This is a genomic window from Cellulomonas sp. C5510 (genome assembly GCF_019797765.1).
Classification (GTDB): Bacteria; Actinomycetota; Actinomycetes; order Actinomycetales; family Cellulomonadaceae; genus Cellulomonas.
This window is the reverse complement of record NZ_CP081862.1, coordinates 3,027,078-3,053,401: the sequence shown is the minus strand read 5'-3', so window position 1 is coordinate 3,053,401 and position 26,324 is coordinate 3,027,078. Positions and strand designations below refer to the sequence as shown.

Sequence of the window (26,324 nt, the reverse complement as noted above, 5' to 3'; positions counted from 1 at the left end):
CGGCCGGGCGGAGTCGGCCACGAGCAGGGCCCGGTGCGGGGGCGGCGGCACGGTTCACAGCACACCTCGCGCGAGCGGCACTGTGGCGGCCAGGTGAGCTGACGCCTGCTGCCCGACGAGGCGGCGGAGCTCGCACAGCGCCTGGGCTGCTGCCGCCTCCGTCGCGGCGCACGCCGCGTCGAGGTCTTCGGTGGAGCGAGCCGTGACGGTGACGAGCCCGGTGAAGCGCAGGTCGCCGTGGCCCGCGACGAGCTCCTGTTCCCGGCGGAGCAGGTCGTCGAGCTCGGCGCGGATGGACTCGTCCTCCACCTGTCCGATCCGGGCGCGCTGTGCGGAGTCGGCGGCGTGCTCGGCCTTGGCCCGGCGGATCTCGCGAAGGGAGGAGGCGATGGGGAGCGGCTCGGCGATCAGGGTGACGGTGCGCACGGCGTCGGGGGACAGCAGGAGGGGTTGCAGGAAACCGGGGTGGACGTCGGACCGCGGCCACTCGGCGATCCAGTACGTCGAGTGCACGCCACCGTCGGTGGTCACGTGGGTCCACGACTCTGCGATGCCCATGGCGGGAGGTGCCGCGGAGCTCGGGACGTGCTCGGGGGCGGGGCGTGTCGTCGGGTCGTAGGCGGTGCGCAGCACCGAGTAAACCTCGGCCGCGCTCACCCAGCCGGTGATGTCGATGTCGGCGCCCGCGAGGGCATCGGCGACGGCGCCGAGCTCTTGCTCGAGCGTGCGCACGTCGGGTTCGTTCAGCTGTCGGAGGCCGCCGCGGGGCGGGCGCAGGGCGATCGCCAGGAGCGTCTCCGCACGGCGACCGACGTAGGCGGCGTCGTGCATCAGCTCCGCCAGGACGGTCCCCGCCCACGAACCCGTGGCGACCGCGTTCTCTCGCCACCAACGGTGCGCAGCGGTGTCTCCCGCCGGAGTGGTCCGCAGGACCAGCTGGACTCGCCGGACCGTCCGGCGACGGCCGATGGTGGCCAGCGCGCGTCCCCACCCGTCGACCTTCCGACCCTGGGTGCCGGGGTCGTCCAGGACGAAGCCCCGACCGGAGACGCGCGCGATCGCGGTCACCGCACCGCCCGGGCGGTCGACGAGCAGTGCGGCACCGACGACAGGCGTCGCGACGAGGGGGATCGTGCCGACGCCAGGCAGCTCAAGGCTGCGGCGCGGCACCGGCAGCGCGACCTCGCGAGCGCCGGTGAGACGGCGGGCGCCCCAAGCCGTGGACAGGGGCACCCACTCGACGAGCGGTCGTCCGCCGACGGACGCCAGCGCCAGGACCAGCAGCGGCCCCCAGATCACCGCGGAGGCGGCAAGCCCGCCCCCGCCGTTCGTGTACACGCCGGCGACCGCTACGAACGTCGCGACGCCAAGGATGACGAGCTGGGCGGCGCCGAGCCCGAGCAGGATGCCGCGGCGCTCGCGTCGGCCGAACCGGACGGAGAGGCCCCCGGGAACGCCCGTCGCGGCGCTCACGACCCGGCCGCCTTCCCAGTGGCTGCCCGCGTGGCCGGCGCCGCCGCCTTGGGCGGGGCTGCGGCCATCGGCTTGGCTGCCGCGACGGCCCGACTGCCGCGAGCTGCCGTCGCGGCCGACCCGGCACCGCTGGTGACCATCGTGAGCGCGGCGTGCTGCGCCGCCACGCGCGTCGTGCGCCCAGCCGCCTGGCCCGCACGCGAGATCGGGTTTGCCGCGACGTTCTGGTGCATGAGGCTCGCGGCCTCCATGCCTGACCAGTGCACGAACCGCCACGTCAGCCACGGCGCGAACAGGGCGATGACCATGAGGAGCAGCCCGACGAGCAGGTCGGAGAACGACCGCGCGTCGGGCGTGACCTCGGTGGTGCCCGCCAGGTCCGGGCCGGTACCACTGAAGGCGGAGGCGCCGACGACGAAGACCACGACGATGACGAGCTTCGAGAACACGAGCGCGGCGACGATCTCGAGCCATCGACGGGTCCACACCCGCGTTTGGTCCCACGCCGACCCTGCGAACGCGACGGGAGCGAACACGGCGATGAGGATGAGGGCGGCCTTGCGGAACAGCAGCACTCCCCATAGCAGGAGGAAGGCGAGGCAGAGCAGGAACGCGATGAGCAGCTGCAGTCCGGGGGACTGGGAGGTGGCCAGCGCAGTGAAGTTGAAGAACTGCGAAGCAGCCGCGCCCACCGTGGTGCCTGCAGCGCCGGCGATCGCTTCGCACATCTCGTCGACGGCTGTTAGCGCGAGCTGTGTCGCTCCGAGCGCGAGAGCGCCGCCGAGCAGCGCCTTGCCGACTCCCACGACGGCGCGTGCCAGGCCGGCGCCCTCCCGCCGGAGGACGGAGCCGATCACCTGGGCGGCGAACAGTCCGACGACGAGGGGCAGCGTGACCGCCGTCACGACGCCGACGTTGGCCCTGAGCCAGTCGGCGGAGAGATCCACGGCGGTCGACGAGTCGAGGAGGCGCAGCGCCATCTCGCCCAGGTGGGCCGCAGCGTTGGTGAAGGCACTCGCGATGCCGCCGAGGACGTAGTCAGAGGCCGCGGCCTGGGCCGAGCCCGCGGCGTTCGAGACCAGGTCGCAGACGAAGACGATGGGCCCGACGCACGGGTCGAGCTCGGTGGCAACCACGTCAGACACCCGACCCGAGTCCGGCGAAGAACCCGACGATCGCGTTCGCCGCCCCGATCAGCAGCGCCCCGCCGGCCGAGACCACCACGCCCGACTTCCCACCCGACGCGTACTGGTAGTTGCCCTGCTGGTGGGCCAGCGCCCACACGATCACCGAAACCACGAGGCCCGCGACACAGGCCACCAGGCCCCACGTCAGCAGGGCGCCGACGATCGACCGGATGACGGGCAGACCGGGCAGCCCGTCCTCGTTCGGGCTGATCCCCGGGTCGGCCGCCGCGAGCGACCACCGTGCGAGTCCAGACGCGACCATGACTGACCTCCCGTCGACGTGCGCGCCGGACGACGCGCTCACGTAGAGGTGTGCCGCGAGGACGACCAACCTGCCGATCGGAGGGCGCAAGAGTTCGGTTGCACAGACCGGGGATGAAGGTTGCCGATCGGCGTCACCAGGCGCTTTTCCCTTCGGCGCGTCTCATGGCATGACCAAAGGTCAGATCCCCCGTTCCGAGGTCAGCAGCCTTCAGCGTCCCCCGGGGCGGTTCATGGCCGATCCACGTCTCAAGCGGACTTCCCGACGCACCGCGTGGGGACTCGACGACCACCCCTCGCGCTTGGTAGAACAGGAGCGATGAGGCGTTGACCTGGGCGAACGGTCCTCTGTCGGTCTTGCCGACTAGTGTTCGGCACCGGGACAACGCGAACGACATCCGAAGCTAGGAAGCCACTCCACATGACACGAGCCGGGAAGCGCGCTGCCGAGGTCCGCGCAGATTCGGAGCCTGCGGCACCCCGAGCAGCGCTGGGCACGGCCACAATCAGCCAACTGGCCGACTGGGAGCCGGACCTCCTCGATCCGCAACTGAGCTTCACCCCCGGGGACGCGCGCGAGACCGGACTTCCCGACAAGTCGGTGGACCTGATCGTGACCTCGCCTCCGTACTGGAACAAGCGGGACTACGGCCACAGCGACCAGATCGGCCTAGAGCCGACGCCTGACGGCTACGTCGCGTCGATCATGGAATGCCTTGCCGAGTGGAAGCGCGTCCTTCGGCCGCACGGCTCGGTATTCCTCAACGTCGGCGACACGTACTTCCACAAGTCCCTGCTTGGCATCCCCGGTCAGATCGAGTGGCAGGCGGCCAAGGGCGACTGGCTGATCCGGAACCGGATCATCTGGGCGAAGGAGTCGGGCATGCCCGACCCGGTCAAGAACCGCCTCGCCAATCGGCACGAGTACGTCATTCACCTCACGTACAGGCCGAGCTACTACTACGACCTCGTCGGCTACTCCGAGGAGTATGGCAACGGCGCGAACCCGGGCGACGTGTGGATGATCAACCCGGAGCGCAACATGGGCCAGCACCTGGCTCCCTACCCGCGCGAGCTTGTCCGCCGGGCGATTGCGCTGGCCGCTCCCCAGCAGGTCTGCGCGACCTGCGAGGTGCCCCGCCGCCGGGTCATCGAGCGCACCGCCGAACTCGATCCGTCCCGGCCGCAGGCCAAACGGGCGATGGAGCTAGCCAAGGAGAGGGGTCTGACGCCCGAGCACATCCGCGCGATTCAGGCGTTCGGGGTGTCCGATGTCGGCAAGGCGACCAAGTTTCAGAACGGCACGGGCCGCAACAGCCTCGAGGTGCAGCGCCTGGCCGCCGAGGCGAAGGCGGCCCTCGGCGGCTACTTCCGCGAGTTCACGTTCGCGAAGAAGCGCACGGTCGGCTGGACCGACTGCGGCCACGGCACGCCGGCCCGCGGCGTGGTCCTGGACCCGTTCGCCGGCACCGGAACGACGCTGAAGACCGCCATCGAGGAAGGCCGCGACGGCGTCGGAGTCGACCTCGTGAACTGGATGGATCAGATCAAAGCCATCGACTGAGCGGACGCAATCCCAGCGAGTCGGGCCACCGTGACGGCCATGTCCTCGAGTGCTTGGTCGAGGCCCGCCTCGCTCGACATGTCGAGCCGGTAGTCGTAGACGTCGATCGAGCGGACGCGTCCGACGTAAGTCAGGCCCTTGCTGCCTCGGCTCCAGGGGTGGATCAGCAGCGCGAAGTCGAGTCCGTAGCGAATCGCGTACGTGACGGCCTGCTCGACGTGTCCGCGGTCTGGCAGCGACTCGTCGGAGGTGGGGGTGTTCTTGATCTCCGCGATGAGCGGCACTACGCCGTCGGCGGTGCGCAGGACGACGTCGGGCTGTGCCGCACCAGCATCGCGGCTCGCCATCGCCGCCAACTGGCGGCCGAGCGGCGCGGGCAGGGGATCCGGGACGTCGTACAGCGCGACCTTGCCCTCGGTATTGCCGTCGAGCACGTTGACCGGCCAGCCGTGGGCCCGGGCGTACTTGGCCAGGCTCATCCGCACGAACTTCTCGAACAGCTTGTTCGTGTCGACCAGGAGCGAGCCCAATTGGACGTCGCTGCCGCCGATGTCCAGGGCGATGCCGATCCCGCGCACGATCAGCATTGAGAGGTCGAGCACCGGTCGGTAGTAGGACCGCGAGTCGGGCAGCGGCGAGACGCCGAGCACCTGGGGGTCTCCAAGGAAGCGATAGTCGGCGTCCCAGGAGACCTCATCGAACGCCGCGAAGTGGCCAGCGAGGCGCCTCAGACGCGACATATCTCCCTTCCGGGGATTCGGCCGCGCCCCGTTCAGGTGGTTGTAGACCACCTCCATGGCGGCCTTGATGCAGCGGTTGGCCGGCGTGTCGACCGTACGCTCGAACCAGGAGAACGCCGCCTTGTTTGGGACGCCCTTCGCCGCGAAGCGCTGGACCGTCCGGGTCATTTCGATCCGGCCGTGCGGGAAGTGCCCCTCCCCCTCACGGCGCTCGTAGGTGCGCATGAGTCCGGTGTCGAGGAGCTTGTCGAGGAAGTCGAGCAGCGCGTCGGTGTAGCGCTCCATGGCCCAGTCGTCAGCCGGGCCACGACCGGCGTAGTCTCGAAGCGCCGACAGCGCCATGACGCCGTGACCGGTCTCGATCACCATGCGCGTGAGGCTCTTCATCGGAACGCGCGGCCTGACACGGACGACCAGTCGCTCGTTGATTGGGATGACGCCCACGAACGAGGTGGCCTGGAGTCTGAGGACCCCGCCCGAGAAGTTGACCCGCAGGACGTCCTTGCCGTCGATCTCGGAGTTGAAGATCGTCCGGTTGCCGTCGCCGAACCACAGTGCCGGGTGGACGTCGATCTGCGCGTACTCGACGCACTCCGCCACGTGGACAGCGTCAGAGCCCACCTTGATCACGGTCAGTCCCCGGTCGCGGGAGCCGGCTCGGTTTCGGTCCCGTGCTCAGGGGGATCCGGCGTAGCAAAGATGTGCTGCCAGCCGGTCTCAAGTGCCGCACGGGTGTTCTGGTCGCGTCGGAAGGCGCGCTCGACGAGGTACTTGAGCTGATACCTCCAGATGTCGGCGAGCGAGCTCTCGTCGCTGGCCGTGGAGAAGTAGGCATGGCCGACAGCGGCCGCCGGGTTGCTGCTCGCGTAGTTGTTGATCCGCTCGAACCAGATCATCACCCTGCGCTGCAAGTCGGGATCCATGCCGTTCGACTCGAGGATGGCCTCCAGGAGCTCCCGGTCGGGGTCCATGGCCATCTTGGCGAAGCGCCGCTCGAAGGCGGCGTCCACCTCGTCGACGCCTCGGTCGAACGGGTTCATGGTCGCGAGGATCACCAGGTTCTCGGGGACCTTGATCTCCTCGCCGTTGGCGATGGTGAAGGGGAGCTCGCGCTTGGTGTTCTCAACGTAGGTGAGTGCCTCGCCGAACACACGGCCGACGTCGGCGCGGGACAGTTCGTCGATGACGAGGACGTAGGTGTCATCCGGATGGCCGGCGGCAGCCTTCGCCAGCTCGAGGAAGGGGCCCTCCTTGGGCTTGAAGCTTGTCTCGGTAGGGGTGAATCCCAGCATGAAGTCCTCGTACTGGTAGCTCGCGTGGAACTGCACGAACTTCACGCGGTTCTTGGACCCCGCGATGATCTCGGCCGCAGCGCTGGCGTAGAACGACTTCGAGGTCCCCGGAGGGCCGGACAGGATCACCCCGCCGTAGATGCTGGCGAGGCGGGCGATCTCCTGCACGTACGGATCGTCGCTCGTGATCACAGGAGCGTCCGGGGCACTGGACGCGTGGCTGGTCCGTGCCTGTTCCTTGACGCCGATGCCCAGGTCATCGGCCCCGAGCGTGCGTACGGCCGGCACGAGCTCCTCAAACATCAGCGGGCTCCTCGTCGGCGCCGGAGTCGTCTGAGGTATCGGGCTCTGGGGCCTCGTAGTCCTCGAACCACGCGAACTCCACGTCCGGAACGTCCGTGGTGAAGAGCTTGTTGAACTCCGCGTCGGCCGCGGACGGGTAGTCGAACTTGGCTCGGAAGGCACTGATCACGTCATCTGCGCTCGGCTCCCCGGAGAGGAGGAAACCGTCGTTGCGGAGGAAGTAGGCACCCATCGCCAGCGCCGGGACCTGCTTGCCGAAGAGCATCTCCTTGAGGGCAAGGTCAACGTGGTTCGGAGGCCAGGCGTACGCGCCTCTCGAAGCCTGCAGCCACGACATTTGCCGACCTATGGAACCGGGGGACCAGGAGCCCGGGATGTTCTCAGCCCGCCAGAAGGTCGGCAGTGGCTTGCCGGTGCGCTGCCCTCGGGCGATCAGAGGCCAGTAGTACGGCTTCGCCCGGTTACCGGGCATCCGGATCAGTGAGAGCAGTTCCTCGGACGACGCCGATGCCTGCCCGAGCTTCCCCGCGCGCTCCTGGGTCCGTAGGTACAGATACATCGGGAAGGTGGGGTGCAAGACCTGGGCTCCGAGCGTGTCGATGCCCCAGCGGACGGCATCGGTGCTCAAGACATGGGTTGGCGCGGCTTCGACAGGCACCTCGCCAGACTATTGGGACCGACGGGCGAAGTCAGCGCAGACTCGGGACGGAAGCGGGCAGGCTGACGGCCCCCGGGTGCGCGCCTCGGCGGGCGGCTTCAAGTAAGCGAAGGGGACCGAAGCTCTGGCGGAGGGCCTGCACGTGCCGAACGACGATTCGGTCCCCGAAGTATGTCAGGGGCGCCTCTGGGGGATCAGCACGTCTTGTTGCCCCATATCGTCGAGCAGCCTTCTGCGGAGCCGATCCGTTGTTGCATCGTCAGAACCCGCCTCGGCCGCTTCGAGAGCGTCGTCGAGAAGGAGCGAGGAGCACGCGTCGACCATGAGCCCCCTCGTCGCAGCTTCCAGGCTGCCACGGACATCGCCCGATCCGAGCAGGAGGCGGCTGAGAACGTGGGCGATGTCGACGACGGTGCTGATCATGTGTTGGACGTCATGTTCGGCCCATGAGTAGTCGGCGTCCCGCACGCCGAGGAGGGGTCGGTCGCGCACGAGGTTCATCGCCACCCGCAGTTCGTCCATCCCTTCGATGCCAGCCGCGAGGCCCTGGCGAGCGTGTTTCTGGAAGTCGGCCCAGTCGGTCGTGACCATGTCTCCGAGTCGGTAGATGCCGTCTGCGCCGACGACAGGGAGGACGTCCGCACCGACGCGCTGCCGCGTCCGGTAGACGAGGCTGTTGCGGGTCTGGCTGTCGATGCGCTCGCCGTACCAGAGCGCCTCGTCGAGCTCGGGTCCCGTCGCACGCCCGCGGAGGGCGAGGTACACAAGCAGCTCGGTTGATCGCCGACTCAGGTGGCCGGCCTGGTCGGGGAGTCCCGTGATCAGCACCGGTCCGAGGAGTTCGACCCGGACAGTGGGTCGCGGAGCCTCGGAGGTCTCGTCCGCTTCCTCGGTCGGGGGGAGTGCCGCCGCCGCGTCGAGGATCTCCACCGTCAACGGGGTGGGGCGCTGCAACTGGGCGTCGTCGACCGGTGGGGCGAGTGCCAATAGCCCGACCAGCCTGCGCAGCCCTTCTGCGTTCAGGCGCTGGGGGCGGACGTGGAGACCGAGCGGCTCGATGCGGGCGCCGGCCTCATCAGCCGTCACCGTCCATCCGGTCTCGGACGTGGCGTCCAGCCTTACGACGACGGTGCCCGTCCAGGGCCCCGGGTGCCACTTCGGGGCGTCGGGAGAGTCGAAGACGACGGGCAGCCAGACGTCCTCCATGAGCCGGTCCGATCGGGCCTGCAGCGTGTCGTCCAGACCGGCTGCCTCCAGAGCGTCGCGCACATCGCTGAGCCGACGATCGGCGGTGCGGGTGATCGCTGATGCCGCCGCGGTCTGTAGTCGGGCGGGGTCGCACGCTCGGGCGAGTGGCTCGAAGTCCGGGCCGGCCACCAGGCCGATGCGGCCGGTGAGATCGGAGGTGACCAGTTCGGCGACGAGCGCCCGGCGGATGTCGGCCGCAACGGCCGGGTCCCCACCGATGGTCAGCGTCCCTGCCGCCTCGAGGTTCAGTAGAAGCGTCCCGTCGGTGGAATGGCCGAGTGTCACGAGTGCCGGGAAGGGCTCCGGGCGGCCCGGGTCGTCCGCGATCTGCATCGAGGCGAGTGCCCTGTGCGGTGTTGACCATGTCCGAGCGCCTGTTGCGGTGAAGGGGGTGACAGGCGCGTCGTCGTCGTCGCTCAGGTGCAGTGTGACCTCGTCCGGTGTCACGACGACGGCGGCGACGCGCGGAAGGTCCCGCTCAGATTCGTAGCAGCGTGTGGCGAGGTGCGAGAACGCCAGCTTGAGTGCGGCGATCGTCAGTGGAGGTTCCGCGGTCCGAAGGGTGCGCTCGGCTCGGTGCGCAGGCGAGCCCTCTTCAGGGAGCGTGATCCGCCGTCCGACCTGACGTGCGCGTTGCTGGAGGCGGCGGCGCCTCGCCAGTTCACCGACAACTCCGGCTGCGGCCAGAGACGTGAGTCCGAGGACGAACCTCTGCCCGAGGTCGGCGTCATCGTCGTGGGCATCGAGAACCTCGGCCGGGTTGCCGTCCTCGGCGGGAACCTGCTCCTCGGGCGGTTCGGCGACGTGACGGCCGCCCGTTGCGTCATCTGCTGCCCGGCTTCCGTCATCGTCGAGACGCGCTGCGTCATGGGGGTTCGCGGGGGTGTCATCGCTGGGGGTCTCCGGTAGAGCGGTTCCGAGCTCTGCGTCATCGGCCAGCGGCGGCGCGTCATCCGGACCGACCTGCGCGTCATCGCGCTTCTCGGGCGACGGACCGGCGCTGCTTGCGACGGCGTCCGGGAGCCGGAGCGTCCAGCCGGGGCGGATGAGGTCCGGGTCCTGGAGCGTGCCTCCGTCCGGCTGCGGTCGGCCGCGGTTGAGTTCGACGATCTCGGGGTAGCGCAGTGGATCGCCGAGCTGTTCGGCGGAGATGTCCCAGAGCGTGTCGCCCGGCGCGACCGTGTAGTCGGCGGCGGCGCGCTCAGGCGCCTCGCTGGGTGCCGGAGGCAGCACCGGCTGCGCGGCGACGTCGACCGCGTCCGCAGGAAGGAGGAGGTGCCATCCCGGGTAGATCCAGTGGGCATCGGTGAGTGCGCGGCCGTCGAGCTGAGCGCGCCCGAGGTTGAGGTCCCGGATCTCGGTGTACCGGTGCCCGGAGCCGAGGTGACGCTCGGCCAGATCCCAGAGGGTGTCGCCCCGCACGACGGTGACGGCGGGGAGCGTCGTCGTAGCGGTCACCGAGGCAGGCTGAGCCGGGTCTACCCCTTCCGCGTCTGACGAGGAGCTTCCCGGCGCCTGGGCGCGGTCGGCGTCCTGGAGGTGCACGCGGGTCATCGCCGAGACGGCCGTCGCGTCACCCGCCGAGGCGGCGGATGCCGATGCAACAGGGGCAGTCATCAGGAGGCCCGCGGTGGCGACGAGCCCGGCCGCGATTCGTTGCGCGGGGCCGAGCAGCGGCAGGCGCGGGGTGCGGACGCCCCGGAGCGATGCGATCAGCTCGACGACGAGGGGCACGGCGAAGGCGGCCCAGGCGAGCCAAGCGATGACGGTGAGGGTGCCGATCAGCAGGTCTCCGTCATCGGGCCGGCTCAGCGCGTCGATGATGCCGCCGAATGACGGGACCGATGACGGAACGCGGATCGGGGCCACCGCGGCGAGGGCGATGGGCACGCCGATGACGAAGCCGGCGATGCCCACCGTCGCGAGCAGTCCGCGGATGACGTCGATGCCCCTGCGACGCGCCGCATCGTGGACCCGGTTCTCGACCGCCTGCTTCATGTCCCACCTCCGGTGACGCCGTGGACGAGGACCGCCCGGCCGTGGCCTGTGACGCTGAACGACTCGATGCCGACGAGTCCGAGGAACACGCTCGGCGCGGTGACCACCACGTCGACCTCGATGGCGGTGCCATCGGGCGAGAGCGCCACGGTGCCCGTGACGCCTGCCGCCGCGAGGTACGCCTGGGCGGATTGGACGGCCGCGGCCCGGTCCACCGTGACGTCGCCGGCCACCAGGGCGGCGGGGTCCACAGCCTGCCCGGCGGCGCGGGCAGCTTCGGCCGCGATGCGGTCGGCCCGTTGTGTGGCGCGCAGCTTGGCCCCGCCGTCGACCACGAGTCCGCAGAGCACCAGGAGGCCGAGCATCGTCACGGCGACGAACACGGTCGCCGACCCCGCGTCCCGCTCCTCGTGGCGCATCCGGTGTCGTAGCCAGGTGAGCGCCTTCATCGTGTCCGGAACCTGTCGACGGCGGAGGTCGCCTCCGCGGTGATGGTCCGAGTGCCCGGGAGCCCCGGGACCGCGAGGTCCGCCATCGTCACCGTGCAGCTCGCGCGCACGGTCACGGTCGCGGACGTGCCGAGGGGCGCCGTCAGACCGGACGCATCGACCTCGACCGTCGTCGTCACGCACCGTATGTCGCGGGCAGCCGTCTCCCGGTCCACGGCCGACTCTGCGGCGATCTGCGCCGCCGCGACGCTCCGCTCCAGGGAGGCCGCGCGCGCCGCCGCGGCCGTCGCCTGCTCGACCGCAGACGCGGCCACCTCGACCCGTCCGCCGAGGACGAGCAGGCCGAGTACGAGGATCAGGGCCGGGGCGAGGATCGCGAGCTCGAGCGTCACGCTGCCGCGCTCGCGGTCCTGCGTTCGCGCTCTCATGGCGCACCTGCGACGGTGAAGCGCTCGACGGGTGCCGCGGCGGACTGCGCGACCACCGGCCCGGGCATGCCCGGAACCAGGGAGACCGACCGTCCTGAGACTTCGACCACGACAGTCCCGGCGCCCTGTGCCGTCTGGGCGGCCGACGCGTCCAGCAACGTCTGGGAACCGTGGGCCGCCACGAACGCCGTGGCGCTGTCGACGCCCGCTCCCGCCGGCGCCTGGTAGGCCGCTGCTGCGGCTGCGCCCTGTTGCGCCGCAGCGAGCGCGACCGACCGTGCGTGGAACCAGAGGCCGTACTGGACGAGCAGCGTGACGAGCAGCAGCAGTGCCGGGAACAGGATCGACAGCTCAACGGTGACCGACCCGTCGTCGCGCGGGCGCGTCGACGCGGCCCGCGTCGTTCGGCTGCGCGGGAGCGTGTGACGGTCGGAGCCCGGCACGGTGACCTCAGGTGATCTGGTCGACGCGGCGCTGCACGGCGGCGGTGATGGCGACGACGAGCAGCGTGGCGACCGCGATGAGTCCGAGGACGATGATGACGAGCTCGAGCGTCGAGGCGCCGACGTCGTCGTCGCCGAGGCGCCGGCGGACAGCCCGTCGCGCGGACGTGATGTAGCCCTGCAGAACGGCGAGGGCGGCCAGGGTGTGCAGCATGTCGGGCTCCTTCGGGGCGGGTCGGGTCATCCGGTGAAGATGCGGGCGAAGGCCGGGAATGCGATCAGGGCCATGAACGCGACGCCCAGCAGGGCGACGGGGATGGTCATGTGTTCCGATGCGGCGTTGGCGTCGGCGGCCGCGCCGGCGAGCAGCTGGGTGCGCAGCGACGTGGCCCGGGCGCGCAAGGTGCCGTAGACGGCGGCGCCGTCGGTGCCGGAGAGCCGCATGATGTCGGCCAGGTCGGAGAGCTCGAGGACTCCGGTCTGCTCGGCGAGTCGGTACAGGCCGTCCCAGGCCGGGCGGCCCGTCACCTGCGCGGTGAGTAGGGCCTCGCGGATCCGCTGGAACTCGCGTGACCGGCCGACCGTGGCGGCGCGTTCGAGGGCCTCGGTGGCGCCGGCGTCGGCCGCCCGTTCCAGCGCGACGAGCTCGAGGTACACGCAGGCGGCCCGGCGCATGGCGGCTCGCGCCTTCGCCGCCCGATGTCGCAGCTCGGCGTCCGGCACGAGGGAGAGCGCGCCCGCGGCCAACACGCCCACACCCACCGGAAGGATGGGCGCCGCCGTCACGCCGAGGAGGGCAAGCGGGGCGGCCATCACGATGGGGAAGGCGAGACCGAGAACGGCGTAGCCGACCTTGCGTGCCGCCAACGACTCGACCGTCTGCTCGGTCACCGCCAACTCCGCCGCGAAGCGTCGCAGCCCCAGAGCCTCGATGACCGTCGGCAGCGCGCGACCGCGCATCCTTGCGATGGCCCCGGCCTCTCGACCCGAGGGCTCCTGGGCCGCCGAGCGATCGAGACGGGCGAGGACGGCGGCGAGGTCCGGTTGGGTGGGCACCAGTCCCGCGGCGATGACGGCGAGGCCGGCCCCGACGAGCGCACCCGCGAGCAGTACCTCCCAGCCGGTCATCGGGACCACCTCGCGGTGAGGGGGTCGTCCCCGGGACCGGTGAGGAATCGCGGTTCCCGCGGCGACAGCGTCAGCCGGTGGATCCACACCAGACACGCGACGAATCCTGCGGCGACCGCCGCGAGCACCAGCTGCCCGAGGCCGCTCCGGTACGGGGCGACGTAGGTCGTGTTGAGTGCCCCCAACGCCACGACGCCAACCGTGATGAGGGTGACCGCCCTGGCGGTCGCGCGCGGCTTGGCGCGCTCCGCCTCCACCCTGCGCCGCGCGGCGACCTCGTCGGCCACGGAGTCGGCAACGGACACCAGCACCCGGGAGAGGCCCGGGCCGCGGCGGCGGGTCGCCAGGACCAGGGCGCTCACGACCAGGTCGGCCGAGGCGTCGTCCAGGTCGTCGGCGAACGCGCGGAGTGCCTGCTCCGGTGGCCAGCGTGCGGCCAAGCGCGCCCCGAGCGCCGCGATCTCCGACCGGATCGCCTCCGGCGCCGTGGCCGCCGACGCTGCCACGGCCTGCTCGAGCCCGGCGCCGGCGACGAGGACATCCGACAGCCGCCGGGTCCATTCCTCGATCGCCTCGAGCCGGTCGATCCGGCGCTGCTCCGCGGTGCCCGCACCCAGGAGGACGGGCAGGCCGATGACGGTTCCTGTGGCCAGCACACCGGCGATCGGCCACGCGAACACCGCCCAGACGGCCAACCCGACGGCGAGCGCGATCACCAGCCGGAGGCGCCGCGACGCGACGTACCCGCGCAGGGACGCCGCGCCCGTACGGGGCCTCGGGCGCCGCGGCGCCGCGCTCCGGCGGGCACCGGCGATCGTCATGACGAATCCGGCGGGCAGCAGCACGCCGGCGAGCAGGGCCAGCAAGGTGGACGTCATCGGGCACCACCGCCGTCGAGCCATCCACCGCCGTCGAGCAGGCGCGGGTCGAAGCCGGCCCGGACGAGATCGGGAAGGAAGGTTGGCCGGTGGAGCGGGACCGCCCGACCGTCGGGACCCGGACCGAAAACCGCCGTGGTCGCAGGACGGGAGGATTCGCCGAGGCCCTCGATGGCGACGACGTCGCTCACGAACCTGCGCTTCGGCCCGCCGGTCGCGGACTCGTCCTCGAGCGTGAGGTGGACGACGAGGTCGACGGAGCCGGCGAGAAGGCGGTAGGCGAAGGACTCCGTCATGGAGATGCCGGCCGAGAGGCATAGCGTCACGATGCGGTCGATGCCGTGCTGGGCGGTCCTGGCGTGGAGCGTGCACATGGAACCGTCGCCGGTGGACATCGCCTCGAGCATGGGCAGCACCTCGGCGCCGCGGACCTCGCCGACGATGATGCGGCGGAGGTTCATCCGGAGCGCGTCGGTCACGAGGTCGGTGAGCGTCACCTCCCCGGCGCGCCGTCCGTGCGCGTCGCGCTCCGTCGACCCCTCACGCGCCTCCATCGCGACGACACGCGGATGCCGCTCGGGAAGGTCGTGCAGGTGGAGCTCGTACTCCTTCTCGATGGTGGCGAAGCGCTCCAGGGGCGGGAACTCGTTGGCCAGAGCTCGCACGAGGGTCGTCTTGCCGGCGTTCTGCAGACCCGTCACGACCACGTTCTTCCCTGCGTGCACCGCAGCCCGAAGGAAGGCGGCGACCGTGTGGTCGAAGGTGCCGAGGCGGACGAGGTCGTCGAGGTCGACGTCCTTGACCCGGTGCCGCCGGATGACGACGTGCGGCCTCGGCGTCGTCCACGCCATCGCCGCCAGACGCGAGCCGTCCTCGAGGCGCAGGTGCAGGGACGGGTGGGCGGAGGTGAACGTGCGCTCGTCGGCGCCGGTTCGGGCCGCAAGAAGCTGCAGAAGTTCGATGAGTTCGGCGTCGGACTCAGCGACAGGGTCGCCCTTCCGGTCGTGACCGTCCGCGTACGAGATCCAGACGGAGTCGCACCCGTCGACCTCGATGTTCTCGACCAGCGGGTCGTCGACGAGCGGCTGCAGCCGACCGAGCCCGAAGAGCGCTGCCATGACGGCCGAGGCGACGGCCATCTCCGTCTCGACAGGCCATGGATCGAGTCCTGACGCGACGCGCGCGCGTGCCCGCGCGCTGAGCTCGGCTGCCAGCAAGGAACGGGCCAGCTCGCGACGGGCCGCCGGATCGGGAACGGCGTCCGCCTGCAGGCGGGTGGCGAGCGCCTCCGCGACTGCCCGCCGGACGTCCCGCACCGTGCCGGGGTCGACCGATCGCGCCGATACGCGCTCACCGTCGAGCAGGGCGGGAAGTGCGGCGGGGGAGAGGTGACCGTTCCGCCGTGGCGTGCGCAGGTCCTCGGTCATCGCACACCGACCTCTCCGGCACGGGTCGTGGTGGCGGCTCCGGCCAGGGCGGCGGCGGTCTGACGAGCGGCGCGGAAGAGGCCGGACCGACCCAACCGTCCGCTCGGTGCCTCGGCCAGCAGGAGGGCGTGCGCGCCGGCGGCATCATCCGGGATCTCCGGGAGCGCGTCCCCGTCCAGTGCGCGGGCGACCTCCCGCGACGAGTACGGGGCCGGTCGGCCGACGACAAGGAGTCGTACCGGCGTGCCGGCGGGGCGGCGCCTGGCGAGCTCGGCGAGGCCGGGCCGCGCGAGGGCCACCGAGGACAGGCTCGTCCGGGTCACCAGGACGGCGATGTCCGCCGCATCGATGAGCTGTTGCGGCTCCCAGCGGTGCCCGAGCCGCCCTGCGTCGGCCAGGACGTCGATCCCGAGGCCGTCGAGTTCGTGGGCAGCCTCGACGAGCGTCGTCCAGACGGCGCCGAGCGGACGCGCCTGCGCAGGTTCCGTGACACCCGTGAGCACGAGGCACTCGGCATCGTCATCCAGGGCCACGCTCCGACGGAGGATGTCGTCGGCAGACGATGCTCGCTCGGCGGCCACCGCCAGGATTCCGCCACCCGAGGGGATCCCGGCTCCAGCGAACGCGGGGATGAGCGCTGAGCCGACGGGGTCGGCGTCGACGAGCAGTGCGCTCCGCCCGGTGGCGAGGTGCCACACGTGTGCGATCGCGAAGGCACTGGTCGTCACACCGGGCGCACCGGAGGCGGAGCAGAGCGTGAAGACAGCCATCAGGGCTCCTCGTGCGAGAGGAGGACCAAGGCGAACCGGCCCGTCGCGGCACGCGCGGCGAGCGCCGGGCCGTCGTCGGCGGCCGCGACGACGTCGATGACGCTGACACCGTTCAAGTCAGGCGCGCCCACCCGGGCCACCACGACCTCGAAGGTCTCGGGCCGCTCCGTGGGTGGGTCGGCCGCCTGCGTCGGGGTGTCGACGACAAGCAGGCGATCACCCGGCCGTAGCCCGGTCGCCGGCAGGCGCTCTGCCGTCGCGGGAAGGGGGACGAGCGCCTCGCCCGGGCCGGGTGGTCCAGCTGGCGCAACGTCGCTCGGGGCGAGCAGCGTGCCGGCGGCGAGATCGGCGTTGGCGACCTGGCCGACAAGGCTGGAAGCCCCCTCGGCGCCCACGGTCGCAACGGACGCGTCGACGGCGACGGCTGTCGTCGTCAGGTCGTCGGCCGTGAGGGTGGTGCCATACGCGACGTCGCGCGCGAGCATCACCACGTCGGTCCGGTCACCGGCCGACGAGACGAGCCACACGGCCACGAGAGCGCCGAGGGCGGACAGCGCGACACCGGCGGTGATGAGTCCGGGACGGCGGCGACCGCGCGGCGGAACCACCGGCGCCAGGCGCTGGGGACCCGTCGGGGCAGGGGCCGCGGCTTCGCGGCGGGTGTCGGTACTCGTGGCCATGGTCGGCTCCGATCCGCAGGTGGTCAGCTCGTCGTGAGCACCTGCAGTTCTCCGATGCGGACGGACGCGGTGGAGGTCCGGGTGACCTGGAGGCTCCCGGAGGTGCCACCGCCGGACCACGTGATGTCCCACGTGGTCGTGCCGGTGACGGTGTAGGCGTCGTCAGGACGCCCGGCGGATGAAGCGGCGTAGACGTGGTCGCACGTTGGGGACTCGACCCGCCCGGGGATGTAGGGCGTCCCGGGACCGTCGCATCGCATCCGCGTGCCGTCGCCGAGGTCCCAGTCGATCCACCGCGCGCGTGCGGTGGCTGTGACGGCGAGACCAGGGACCGACGCCGTTGCGGTGTTCGGGCCCCAGGTCGTGGCCGTCTGGTCGGTCCAGAGCCAGAGCGGGATGCCGACGGTGCCGAACTCGCCCTCAGCGAGTGGGGTGCGGATCGCCGGTCCTTCGAGCGCCATCTGGTCGACGGCGCGGCGGGCGAGTTGCGCGGGGTCGCCGCCGTAGCCGGGCGGCGGCGTGGGGAGCCACGTCCAACCGCCGTTGGTGCCGGGCACCCTGAGCGGCTCGGCACAGGTGACGTCGTAGATCGCGCCGTCGGGGTAGTGGCCTTCCCAGACGGCGTCGGTCCCCGGAGGCGCCGGCTCGGTGAGCCGGTAGTAGCAGGAGTCCGAGGCGTTGAACCAGCCCCAGAGGTCGTCCCAGCAGGGCACGACGTTCCCGCGGAACGTGACGCACTGACCCGCGCCGACGTCGACCACCGGCGGGTCGGCTGGTGGCTGGGCCGGGTTGCCCGGGTCCTCGACCTCGACCTCGCAGATGATCAGCGGCGGGGGACAGGTGACGCCGCCGGCGGCGGTGGCGGGCTGGGCTGGCGCTGCGCTCGCGAGCAGCACGGCGAGGCCGACGACGGCCGTCAGGCGCGTCAGCACGGCCGGTCCCTGTGGACTTCGACCTCCCTGATGACCCAGCGGTCGTCGAAGACGGTCGCCCAGGCCTCGACCTCGACGACGGCGTTCTGCCCTTCGGAGGCAGCGGGGTCGCCGGTGTCGCGGAAGGTGGGGATCCAGTTGGTGGAGTCGACGCAGTCGATGACGTGGGCTTCGGACTGCTCGCCGAGCGTCACGGAGTCGACCTCGGGGTCGATGACGGGCTCGCCCGTCATCACGAGGCCTTGCTGGTCGAGCCGGATGACGGACTCGGCGAGCGACGCGCGCGCCTTGTCGACGATCAGGCGATCGAAGTCGGCCGGCAGGCCCGCGCTCGGGTCGGCGAGCGCGGCGACCGAGACGGACCAGTAGGTGCGGTAGGCGTCGAGGATGGCCGCCGTGGCCTCCTCGACGGCCGGGTCGACCGTGGGCGTGGGGTTCGACGTCGGACTCGGCGACGCGGACGCCGTCGTCGTGGCCGATGGCGTCGGCTCGGGATCGGTCGAGGTGCAGGAGGTGAGCAGAAGCCCCCCGCACGTCAGTAGCACGAGGCGGTGCAGAAGCGGTCGGCTCACCATCGGGCCGCCACCGTCCCCCCTGAAACGGCGCCCAGAATGCCCTGACCTGCCCTGATCAGGGCGCAGGTCACCCATTGGACACCCGTTGCGGCGGGATGTGAACCCTCGCGCCCGTCTTGCGGACGATCCGAATCGTGTCGCCATGCCATTACGTGTGCCCGCACACCGACCAACGTGGGGTGCTCGGCCGAGACGCCTGTGCAATGGAGGTGCGTTCGCTGCCCTGTGGATACGCCTCATGACGCCGCTCGCTCGACGCGCGCGTCGTGCCGACGGCCGGCGGTTGCGGGGGAGAGTGGCGGCGTCGGGGAGGGTAGGCAGCGGTCACGGGTGCTCCGCAGCGCAGCCTGAGTCCCTGCGCCGTTCACGGCGGCCGCCCCCTCAAGAGCGATCCGCGCGAGGAGTCCAGGGGAGCCGGACGACCCGCGGAGGATCCAGACCAGGCGTCGTGCCTGCCATGGGGCGACACCGAGCTTCTTCGCGAGAGTGCGCCAGCCGACGATGGTGCTCGTCGCGCGTGCGGGCGCCTCGAAGCGCGCCACCTCCCAGGCGATAGACAGCGCGGTGTCCTCCGGCCAGCCGACGGAGCGGAGTGCGCTCGCTGTGAGGGCGAGGACCCGCGCCAGTGTGCCGTCGTCGGCGTCCGGCACAGCCTCGTCGCGTGCGGGCTGCCAGCCTTCGGCGAGGAGGGGTTCAAGCGCGATGGGCCTCAGCACGCGGCCGGCGCGCTCCGCGGCGTCCAGCTTCCAGGCCCGTCTCGGGGGAGCGCCCCAGCGTTGGGCGAGGATCTCGCCGAGCACCGCGCGTCGGGCCGTCTGCCAGAGGACGCCCCACGGCGACCGAGCGGTCCGTAGGGACGGCTCCTGAAGCTTGAGCCAGAGCACCTCCCAAGCCGTGGCTTCCGCCTCGGATGCGGCTCCGCCGCGAAGCCCGACGTCGACCACGAGAGGACGGACGAGGTGGCTGCGCACGAAGCGGAGCAGGTCCGTCGCCGTCGGTCCGTCCCAGCCTTCGACCGCGATGGCGTCGAGACGCTCGAGGAGGTCGTCGCGGCGCTTGGCGATCTCGGCGAGGTCTTCGGGCGTGCCGTCGCACGCTCTCCGGTAGTCCTTGTCCATTTCGTCACCTCCGGTAGTTCGGTGGTGACGACGTTGCTCAGGGCCTATGCACAGAGCGATGACGCGGGCGGCCGGCGGTGGAGCGTCATCGATGACGACAGTCCTGTGGACGCGGCGTCATCGGGGACAGCGCGGAACACAGGCCATCGTCATCAGCCCGGCAACGGGCCGCGGGTGAGGTTGGCCGCGCTAGGGGCGCCGTCCGGGTCCGGACGAGAGCCGGGCCGCGCCGCGCGGTCACACAGGTCGGCTCAACCGGTACGGCATGAGGTCGAGGCGTGCACCCGACTGCAGAGCGAACGCTGCCACGTCCCAGTTGTCGACGGGAGCAACGCGGCGTAGTTCGTTCACATCACGCCATCTGAGCACCGCCCCGTTGGCGAGGGCCCCCGACAACGTCTCGTAGGCGGCCGCGCTGACGACACGCTCAGCGAGGTCCCTGTCTGTGCGCGTACCGGCGATGGTCACCCAGCCCCAGCCCCGCTCATGAGCGAGCTGACGAGCCGCATCCGCCTTGGCGCGGTTCACGCTTAGTGCCACCTGCCACAGCGGCTTGATCTCCGCGAGCAGTCCGCGCCCGTCAGCCAACGCCACGAAGACGTCGGGAAAGTACCGACGGGCCTCGCCATCGAAGCGGTACGCGACCGCGAGCGGCTGTTCTTGGTACCACGCCACGAGATCGCTGCGCTCGAGCCGCAGCAAGATGCGCATCTCCAGGTGCGACTCGAAGCTGACGGCGCGGCCAAGCTTCGCCGACTCGAAGCTGCCGGAGCGTCCCGTCACCTGAACCTCGCGCACGCGCCCCATCTCTGCGCGAGAGGGCGGCGTCCCGAGGGTCGCCGGCCAGGTGGCGTCGGCCAACCACTTGCGCATGACTCGGTCGGGCCGTTCCCGCGATGCCAGGGCCTTCTGATGCAGTCGCTCCTCGCGTGCGCGTGACCGCGCGCGCTCTTCCGCGAGGAGAGCCAGCGCGCGGGCACGTGCCTTCGGTACGCCACCGGCGCGGAGCACCACTTCGATCACCAGTTGCGGGCGCGCCAGGAAGAGCCCGCCGAGGCGCGCCGACAGATGATCTGCCTGCGCCTCCAAGGTCAGCTCCGCGAGCTCTCTTGCATACATCTGCGAGAGCAGGGAGCGGAGCGCGCCTTGCCGGACTGAGCCGCGGGCGAGCTGCGCGAGCCCCTTCTCCTGGAGCTGGCGCACACGTTCGCGCGTTACGCCCAGCTTCTGACCCAGCGCTTCAAGTGTGAGCGGATCGGCGCCAACTCCGAGCCGGCCAGCCAGGACGAACGCCAAACGCTTGTCGCTCAGCGACTCGATGGCCTCTGAAACGAGCGCGCCTACGTCGGCCTCGTCGCCTCCTAGGGCTGCGGGTCCCGATGCGGTACTGCGCTCGTCGACGGCCTCCGCCGCGTGCTTGCCCCGCCTTGCGGGGCTCGGCCCCCGGGGCTGGCCCGATCCATGCTGCTCGACAGTCCCAGGGCGCCCACCGGGTAGTTCCGGAGTGTCGGACGCATGCCTGCCCTTGGGTGCAACCGGTGCCGCGGCCGGAACATCAGCACGGCCGGCCCATGCGGATTCGTCCCGTCGCCGGCTTGTCGGTCGCTTTCGCAGGTATGCGTCCCACCAGTCGTACTGGGGATCGTGCGCGAGTGTCACCGCTAGGGCGTCGAACGCGTCACCGCGGCTGGTCAGGATGGCGCTCCGCGGCAGCATTCGCCGCGCAGCCGCCGCGATTCCTGCAGGGGAGCGCTGATGCGCTCTCGCCAGCGCCTCGACTGAGTGCCCCCCGCGGACTCCAGCGGCGAGGTCGTGGAGTTCTCCGCGAGACCATGGCAGGCCCTGCCTGGCCGCCCCAGGGCTGGCTGTGGTCGTAGCGTCCCCGCCTTCGGCTGGTGCGCGCTCGTCACCGTCTCGTTGCAGCGGATTCACCCCCTCCGCCGGCAACCGTAACCGTGCTCGCCGACACAGTTGGCGCTTCTCTAGACGATGAGTCTCGCCACGATCAGGATCGCTTCGGCGACCTGTGGACGTTGCGTCATCGTCGGGGCCGGACGTGGAGTCCCGTTGCGTCACCGGTTCGGCTACCGAGGCCGGGCAGAGTTGGCTCCCTCAATCGGAGGTGATGACTATGTCCGCCACTACCCAGGTGCACCTGAGCGCGCCGCGCGGCTACCGGGAACGGCCGCCCGAGGTCCTTAGCGTGACCGTCGAGAGGGACGAGCGTTTGCTCCTCAGTGTTGCGGAGGCGGCGCGCAGGCTCGGCATCGGCCGGACGCTCATGTACGAGCTCCTCGCCGCTGGCCAGATCCAGTCGGTGCACGTCGGCCGGCTTCACAAGGTTCCAGCTCGTGCGCTGGACGCCTACGTCGCCCGGCTCACCGCGGACGGGGAATGAGGCGCAGCGGTCGGGTCAGCATCTCGGCTGGCTGGCGATTGCCACCAGTGGTCACGCGGCGTGACCGGCGCGACTACCGCGTACGGATTCTCTCGAAGGCGGCGAGCGCCTCGTCCTGCGCCTCCGGGAGCGTGTGAAGGTACTGCTGGGTCGTCATGATCTGCGAGTGGCCCATGCGCTCCATGACCGCCTTGAGGTCCGCCCCGCCGGCCAGAAGCCACGAGGCGTGTGCATGGCGAAGGTCATGCATACGCAGATCGAAGTCGACACCGGCCCGCTGGACCGCCGGCCTCCAGTGGCGTGTGTTGAACGTGGCACGCGACAAGGGCTGCCCGCCGGCCGTCTCGCGCGACGGAAACAGCAGATCGTCCCGGGCCAGGCCCAGCGCGGCTATCCGCGCAGCGAGGACGTCGAGGAGGCCTTGGGAGACGCGAAGGGTGCGCGGCTCGTCGTCCTTCGGGTAGGGCTTGACGATCATCCGTTCACCCGTCGGCGAGTCGCGCCGCGAGACCTCGACGATGGTCTCCTCGACGGTGATCGTCCGGCGGAGGAAGTCCACGTGCCGCGGCCTGAGGGCGACGAGCTCGCCCCAGCGCAGGCCCGTCTCGATCGCGGTCATGACGAGCGGCTTGAAGCGGTCCGGGATCTCGGCCAGCACGCCCGCGAACTCCTCGGGCGTGAGTGTCCTGACCCTCCTCGTCACGACCTTCGGCAGTTCGGTGTCCTCGCAGGGGTTGAAGGCGATGAGCCGGTCACGAACCGCCCGGGCGAACACCGAGTGCAGCATCACGTGGTACTTGGCGACGGAACGTGGCGACAAGCCCCTAGCCGCGGCGCCGCTGACCCAGTCCTGCACCGTCGAGGGCATGATGCGTGCGAGCGGCATCGCGCCGAAGAACGGAACGAAGTGGTTCCGGAGATATGAGGAGTACCCGGCGCGCGTGCTGACCTCGAGGTGGCGGGAGGGTAGCCAGACGTCCTCGGCATACTCACGGAATGTGATGGCGCCGCCGCGGGGATCGATCCACGTCCCGTCGGCGACCTTCCCCTCCGCCTTCATGGCGGACTTCAGTGCCTCCCGACTGGTGGAGAACGTCCCGGCGGTCCGCTTCTCGCCGTGGGGGTCGCGGTACCGCCCTTGGTAGCGGATCGAACCAGAGGCGCTCTTGCGCTTGGTGACCCAGGCCATGGCAGCCCTCCCCGGGGACGCGTGTGGGCAGAATGTGGGCGGACGACGACGATCGCCAGCGGACACGGGCGAACAGTTGCGTACAAGGATTAGCCCGTTGACCTGCGACTTCTCTCGTTGAGAGCCTACTCAGCGGCGCGCGCCGACGGTAGTGCGCTCGGCTCATAACCCAGAGGTCGCAGGTTAAAATCCTGCCCCCGCTACTTGAAGTAGCAGTTCAGAGGCCCTTTCGATCTTCGGATCGGGAGGGCCTCTGGCGTTGGTGTCAACGAGGTGTCAACACCGGTTGCCTGGAAGTCGCCCGAACTGGCGCAGACATCGCCGAACACTGCCCAGTCACGTGGAGGTCCTGGGCGGTGATGGACACAGAGGTTGATCATTTGGCGGACTGGTGGTCGGCCGCCGGGGACGGCGTGGGCTCCTGTGGCGGTTGTGGACTGCCGACGAGACCGGCAGGTCGCAGAACCGGGCGTTGCCCCCGCCAGTGCTCGCTGTCGTCAACCCGTGACCTTCGTTTTCGGCCCGTGCGATTGAGTATGGTTGGTACATGCAACTAGTTGAGTCGACGGCCGACCTTGCCTCGGTGGAGTCGATCGAGCAGGAGCTGACCTTGCTGGTGCGTCGGGCCCAGAAGGTGTACCTGCGCGGGGCCCCGGCGGCGCAGGTCGTGGAACGGGCGGCCTATGGGATTCTCGCGTGGCTCCACGACATGGGCCCGCTGCGCCCCGGCGCTCTGGCGGCCCACTTCCACCTGGATGCCTCCACGATCAGCCGCCAGGTCACCTCTCTGGAGCAGGCCGGCCTGGTCGCGCGCGAGCCCGACGCCGAGGACCGACGTGCCTGCCGGCTGCGGCTCACCGAGCACGGTCAGGAGGTGTTGACCGCGACGCGGGCGGAACGGCGCGGCGTCGTCCGCGGGCTGCTGCAGTCCTGGTCTCGCGAGGACCTGGCGAACTTCGCGTCCCTGCTGGCCGCCTTCAACGCCGGCCTCGACCACCAGCTGAGCCAGTCCACCCGAGAAGAGAGTCAGCCATGAGCACCTCACCGTCGCCCCGAGCCGAGCAGCCCGCGGCGCCGACCGAGCAGGTGATGCCGATCCTGACGCACCGGCAGATCCTCATCGTGTTGGTGGGTCTGATGCTGGGCATGCTGGTCTCCGCCTTGTCCCAGACGATCGTGGCCACCGCGCTGCCCACGATCGTCGGGGAGCTCGGTGGTCAGGACCAGCTGGCCTGGGTCGTGTCTGCCACGTTGTTGACCTCGACCGCGTCCACCCCCATCTGGGGCAAGCTCTCGGACCTGTACGGCCGCAAGATCATGTTCCAGTCAGCGATCGGGATCTTCCTGGTCTCGTCCCTTGCCGCCGGGTTTGCCCAGAACATGGGGCAGCTGGTCGGCTTCCGCGCTGTGATGGGAATCGGCGTGGGAGGGCTGATGGCACTCTCCCAGGCGATCATCGGAGACGTCGTCACACCCCGGCAACGTGGCCGCTACCAGGGCTACATCGGCTCGGTCTTCGGCCTGGCTACCGTCGCCGGGCCCTTGCTCGGCGGCTTCCTGGTCGAGCACCTGTCGTGGCGGTGGACTTTCTGGGTCGGGATCCCTGTCGGCATCGTCGCCCTCGTGGTGACCGAACGCGTGCTGAAGCTGCCGTTCCCCCGCCGCCAGCACGCGATCGACTGGCTGGGAGCGTTCTTCATCGTCGCCGGGATCAGCGCGCTGCTGCTGATGCTCTCCCTCGGTGGCAAGGAGTTCGCCTGGAACTCGGTCTGGACCTATGGCCTGGCCGCGGTGGCGCTGGTGATGCTCGCGCTCACGGTCTGGCAGGAACGCCGGACGGCCGAGCCGATCATGCCTCCTCGGCTGTTCGCCAACCACACGTTCGTCATCACCAGCCTGGCCGGCTTTGTGGTCGGGGTCGCCATGTTCGGCGCCATCATCTTCCTGCCTCAGTACCTACAGATCGTCAAGGGCCAGTCTCCCACCGCCTCCGGCCTGCTGACCCTTCCGTTGATGGTCGGACTGCTGATCACCTCGATTGGGTCAGGACGCCTGATCACCCGCACCGGCCGCTACAAGATGTTCCCCGTCGCCGGTCTGCTGGTCGCCGCCGGTGGGCTGGCGCTGATGAGCCGACTGTCGGTGGACACCCCGCTCTGGCTCGCCGGGGTCTTCATGTTCATCACCGGCGCCGGCATCGGCATGGTGATGCAGGTCCTGGTCCTGGCGACCCAGAACGCGGTGCCCCATGCCGACCTCGGTGTGGCCACTTCCGGGGCGACCTTCTTCCGTTCCCTCGGTGGCGCGATGGGTGTGGCAGTCTTTGGCGCGCTGCTCACCTACCGGCTCCGAGACACCATCCCTGCGGAGCTGAAGGCAGCAGGCTTCCCCGCCGACCAGATGCCCCCTGGGGCTGCCACTCTGGGTAGTCCCGAACAGATCGCCGACCTGCCGGACCCCATCCACCTCGCGGTCACCACCGGGTTCGCCGAGGCCCTGCAGACCACGTTCCTGGCCGCCGTACCATTCGCGCTGCTTGGGTTCGTCATCCTGCTCTTCCTCCGCGAAGCCCCGCTGCGACACGCCCGGGGGCACACCTCGGGCGAGGACGTCGCCGCTACGTTCGAGACCTCGATCGACCCCGACGCGCATCTGACCGACGACGAAGACGCGCCTCGCCCGGACGGTCCTCTGCCGCCGGGTGCTGCCCGCCGTCATTAGGTTGTCGTGGCGCAGGAGTTGGTGACCCGTCCAGGATGCGGGAAGGCGGCCCTCCGGCCCCCTGCGCCGCTCGACCTCCGTTGTTGCCCCGACCCGCGGATCGTGGCTGTGATCCACAGCGAGCTCGCCTGGAGGGGCCGCGGCGATCGGGCACTTGGACGTTGGGGCGGCCGCGCCGCAGAATCCCACGAGACGCGCCGCGCAGGGGCACGCCGCCACGCCGAGACGTTCAGTCGGTTTGCGTCCGGCTGGCCCGCGCGGTGGCGCCGCGGTCGATCCGTCAATGGGACAGCCGGCCGGCGTCCAGAACTCCATCGCGGCGAACCCACGCGCCGCCTGCAGCGCCACCACGACCGGTCGGCGATCAGGACGGGGCCACGCGGGGGCCGGGCCGCCAGCCTCTCGATAAGAACCGCCGTGCGCGTGTGCCAGTAGGTGCCCATCCCGAGGCTGCCGGTCATCAG

General features: G+C 70.6%; 25 protein-coding genes. 4 read left to right on the top strand and 21 right to left on the bottom strand.

Translation table 11 applies throughout. From position 1 onward, the window contains the following. Positions 1-54 precede the first annotated feature (54 nt). From K5O09_RS14060 to K5O09_RS14050, 3 genes are read right to left on the bottom strand one after another with little or no spacing between them, the layout of a single operon-like run. Positions 55-1,473, bottom strand: coding sequence for an SCO6880 family protein (locus K5O09_RS14060; protein WP_222170108.1), 1,419 nt, complete (start codon positions 1,471-1,473; stop codon positions 55-57). Beyond that, the gene (locus K5O09_RS14055) at positions 1,470-2,609 is read right to left on the bottom strand and encodes a type IV secretion system protein (protein WP_222170107.1); all 1,140 of its coding nucleotides are present in this window, start codon (positions 2,607-2,609) and stop codon (positions 1,470-1,472) included. The genes K5O09_RS14060 and K5O09_RS14055 overlap by 4 nt, the downstream gene beginning before the upstream one ends. 1 nt (position 2,610) lies before the next feature. Further along, complete coding sequence (locus tag K5O09_RS14050) at positions 2,611-2,922, bottom strand: DUF6112 family protein (protein WP_222170106.1); 312 nt, start codon at positions 2,920-2,922, stop codon at positions 2,611-2,613. A 420-nt stretch (positions 2,923-3,342) separates the two neighbouring features. Here K5O09_RS14050 and K5O09_RS14045 point away from each other — a divergent pair, with 420 nt between their 5' ends. After that, on the top strand, positions 3,343-4,485 hold the full coding sequence (locus K5O09_RS14045) for a site-specific DNA-methyltransferase (protein WP_222170105.1): 1,143 nt from the start codon (positions 3,343-3,345) through the stop codon (positions 4,483-4,485). Here K5O09_RS14045 and K5O09_RS14040 read toward each other — a convergent pair. The 17 genes from K5O09_RS14040 to K5O09_RS13960 form a co-directional block, all read right to left on the bottom strand. Then, complete coding sequence (locus K5O09_RS14040; protein ID WP_222170104.1) at positions 4,464-5,855, bottom strand: McrC family protein; 1,392 nt, start codon at positions 5,853-5,855, stop codon at positions 4,464-4,466. The genes K5O09_RS14045 and K5O09_RS14040 overlap by 22 nt on opposite strands. Before the next feature lie 2 nt (positions 5,856-5,857). Continuing rightward, positions 5,858-6,820: an McrB family protein gene (locus tag K5O09_RS14035; protein WP_222170103.1), complete on the bottom strand. Its 963-nt coding sequence runs from the start codon at positions 6,818-6,820 to the stop codon at positions 5,858-5,860. Further along, on the bottom strand, positions 6,813-7,478 hold the full coding sequence (locus K5O09_RS14030; protein ID WP_222170102.1) for a hypothetical protein: 666 nt from the start codon (positions 7,476-7,478) through the stop codon (positions 6,813-6,815). Before K5O09_RS14030 ends, K5O09_RS14035 begins: the two co-directional genes overlap by 8 nt. A gap of 174 nt (positions 7,479-7,652) precedes the next feature. Next, a complete protein-coding gene (locus K5O09_RS14025; protein ID WP_222170101.1) occupies positions 7,653-10,724 on the bottom strand; it encodes a LysM peptidoglycan-binding domain-containing protein in 3,072 nt (1,023 codons plus the stop codon). Beyond that, positions 10,721-11,173 carry a pilus assembly protein gene (locus K5O09_RS14020; RefSeq protein ID WP_222170100.1) on the bottom strand — a complete coding sequence of 151 codons (453 nt, stop codon included), beginning with the start codon at positions 11,171-11,173 and terminating at the stop codon, positions 10,721-10,723. Before K5O09_RS14020 ends, K5O09_RS14025 begins: the two co-directional genes overlap by 4 nt. Beyond that, positions 11,170-11,601, bottom strand: a complete 432-nt coding sequence (locus K5O09_RS14015; protein WP_222170099.1) for a TadE/TadG family type IV pilus assembly protein — start codon at positions 11,599-11,601, stop codon at positions 11,170-11,172. Before K5O09_RS14015 ends, K5O09_RS14020 begins: the two co-directional genes overlap by 4 nt. Continuing rightward, positions 11,598-12,044 (bottom strand): TadE/TadG family type IV pilus assembly protein, encoded by a 447-nt coding sequence (locus K5O09_RS14010; protein ID WP_222170098.1) that lies wholly within the window; start codon positions 12,042-12,044, stop codon positions 11,598-11,600. The genes K5O09_RS14015 and K5O09_RS14010 overlap by 4 nt, the downstream gene beginning before the upstream one ends. A gap of 7 nt (positions 12,045-12,051) precedes the next feature. After that, positions 12,052-12,288: a hypothetical protein gene (locus tag K5O09_RS14005; protein WP_222170097.1), complete on the bottom strand. Its 237-nt coding sequence runs from the start codon at positions 12,286-12,288 to the stop codon at positions 12,052-12,054. Next, a complete protein-coding gene (locus tag K5O09_RS14000) occupies positions 12,285-13,172 on the bottom strand; it encodes a hypothetical protein (RefSeq protein ID WP_222170096.1) in 888 nt (295 codons plus the stop codon). Before K5O09_RS14000 ends, K5O09_RS14005 begins: the two co-directional genes overlap by 4 nt. Beyond that, on the bottom strand, positions 13,169-14,050 hold the full coding sequence (locus K5O09_RS13995; protein WP_222170095.1) for a type II secretion system F family protein: 882 nt from the start codon (positions 14,048-14,050) through the stop codon (positions 13,169-13,171). Before K5O09_RS13995 ends, K5O09_RS14000 begins: the two co-directional genes overlap by 4 nt. After that, positions 14,047-15,477, bottom strand: coding sequence for a CpaF family protein (locus tag K5O09_RS13990; RefSeq protein ID WP_222170094.1), 1,431 nt, complete (start codon positions 15,475-15,477; stop codon positions 14,047-14,049). Before K5O09_RS13990 ends, K5O09_RS13995 begins: the two co-directional genes overlap by 4 nt. Further along, complete coding sequence (locus K5O09_RS13985; protein WP_222170093.1) at positions 15,474-16,247, bottom strand: hypothetical protein; 774 nt, start codon at positions 16,245-16,247, stop codon at positions 15,474-15,476. Before K5O09_RS13985 ends, K5O09_RS13990 begins: the two co-directional genes overlap by 4 nt. Then, positions 16,247-16,774 carry an SAF domain-containing protein gene (locus K5O09_RS13980; protein ID WP_222170092.1) on the bottom strand — a complete coding sequence of 176 codons (528 nt, stop codon included), beginning with the start codon at positions 16,772-16,774 and terminating at the stop codon, positions 16,247-16,249. The genes K5O09_RS13985 and K5O09_RS13980 overlap by 1 nt, the downstream gene beginning before the upstream one ends. A 176-nt stretch (positions 16,775-16,950) precedes the next feature. Then, positions 16,951-17,859, bottom strand: a complete 909-nt coding sequence (locus K5O09_RS13975; RefSeq protein ID WP_222170091.1) for a hypothetical protein — start codon at positions 17,857-17,859, stop codon at positions 16,951-16,953. After that, positions 17,853-18,509 carry a hypothetical protein gene (locus K5O09_RS13970; protein WP_222170090.1) on the bottom strand — a complete coding sequence of 219 codons (657 nt, stop codon included), beginning with the start codon at positions 18,507-18,509 and terminating at the stop codon, positions 17,853-17,855. Before K5O09_RS13970 ends, K5O09_RS13975 begins: the two co-directional genes overlap by 7 nt. Positions 18,510-18,670: 161 nt before the next feature. Further along, positions 18,671-19,552 (bottom strand): hypothetical protein, encoded by an 882-nt coding sequence (locus tag K5O09_RS13965; RefSeq protein WP_222170089.1) that lies wholly within the window; start codon positions 19,550-19,552, stop codon positions 18,671-18,673. A gap of 237 nt (positions 19,553-19,789) precedes the next feature. After that, on the bottom strand, positions 19,790-20,848 hold the full coding sequence (locus K5O09_RS13960; RefSeq protein WP_222170088.1) for a TnsA endonuclease N-terminal domain-containing protein: 1,059 nt from the start codon (positions 20,846-20,848) through the stop codon (positions 19,790-19,792). Between the two features lie 835 nt (positions 20,849-21,683). Between K5O09_RS13960 and K5O09_RS13955 the strand changes: the two genes are divergently transcribed. Next, complete coding sequence (locus K5O09_RS13955) at positions 21,684-21,950, top strand: helix-turn-helix domain-containing protein (RefSeq protein WP_222170087.1); 267 nt, start codon at positions 21,684-21,686, stop codon at positions 21,948-21,950. Positions 21,951-22,023: 73 nt separating this feature from the next. On the opposite strand, the gene K5O09_RS13950 is transcribed toward K5O09_RS13955, so the two are convergent. Then, positions 22,024-23,139, bottom strand: a complete 1,116-nt coding sequence (locus K5O09_RS13950) for a site-specific integrase (RefSeq protein WP_222170086.1) — start codon at positions 23,137-23,139, stop codon at positions 22,024-22,026. A gap of 547 nt (positions 23,140-23,686) precedes the next feature. Between K5O09_RS13950 and K5O09_RS13945 the strand changes: the two genes are divergently transcribed. Together K5O09_RS13945 and K5O09_RS13940 are read left to right on the top strand one after the other, a co-directional pair. Next, the gene (locus tag K5O09_RS13945; protein ID WP_052022175.1) at positions 23,687-24,175 is read left to right on the top strand and encodes a MarR family winged helix-turn-helix transcriptional regulator; all 489 of its coding nucleotides are present in this window, start codon (positions 23,687-23,689) and stop codon (positions 24,173-24,175) included. Then, complete coding sequence (locus K5O09_RS13940; RefSeq protein WP_222170085.1) at positions 24,172-25,860, top strand: MDR family MFS transporter; 1,689 nt, start codon at positions 24,172-24,174, stop codon at positions 25,858-25,860. Before K5O09_RS13945 ends, K5O09_RS13940 begins: the two co-directional genes overlap by 4 nt. Positions 25,861-26,324: the final 464 nt, after the last annotated feature.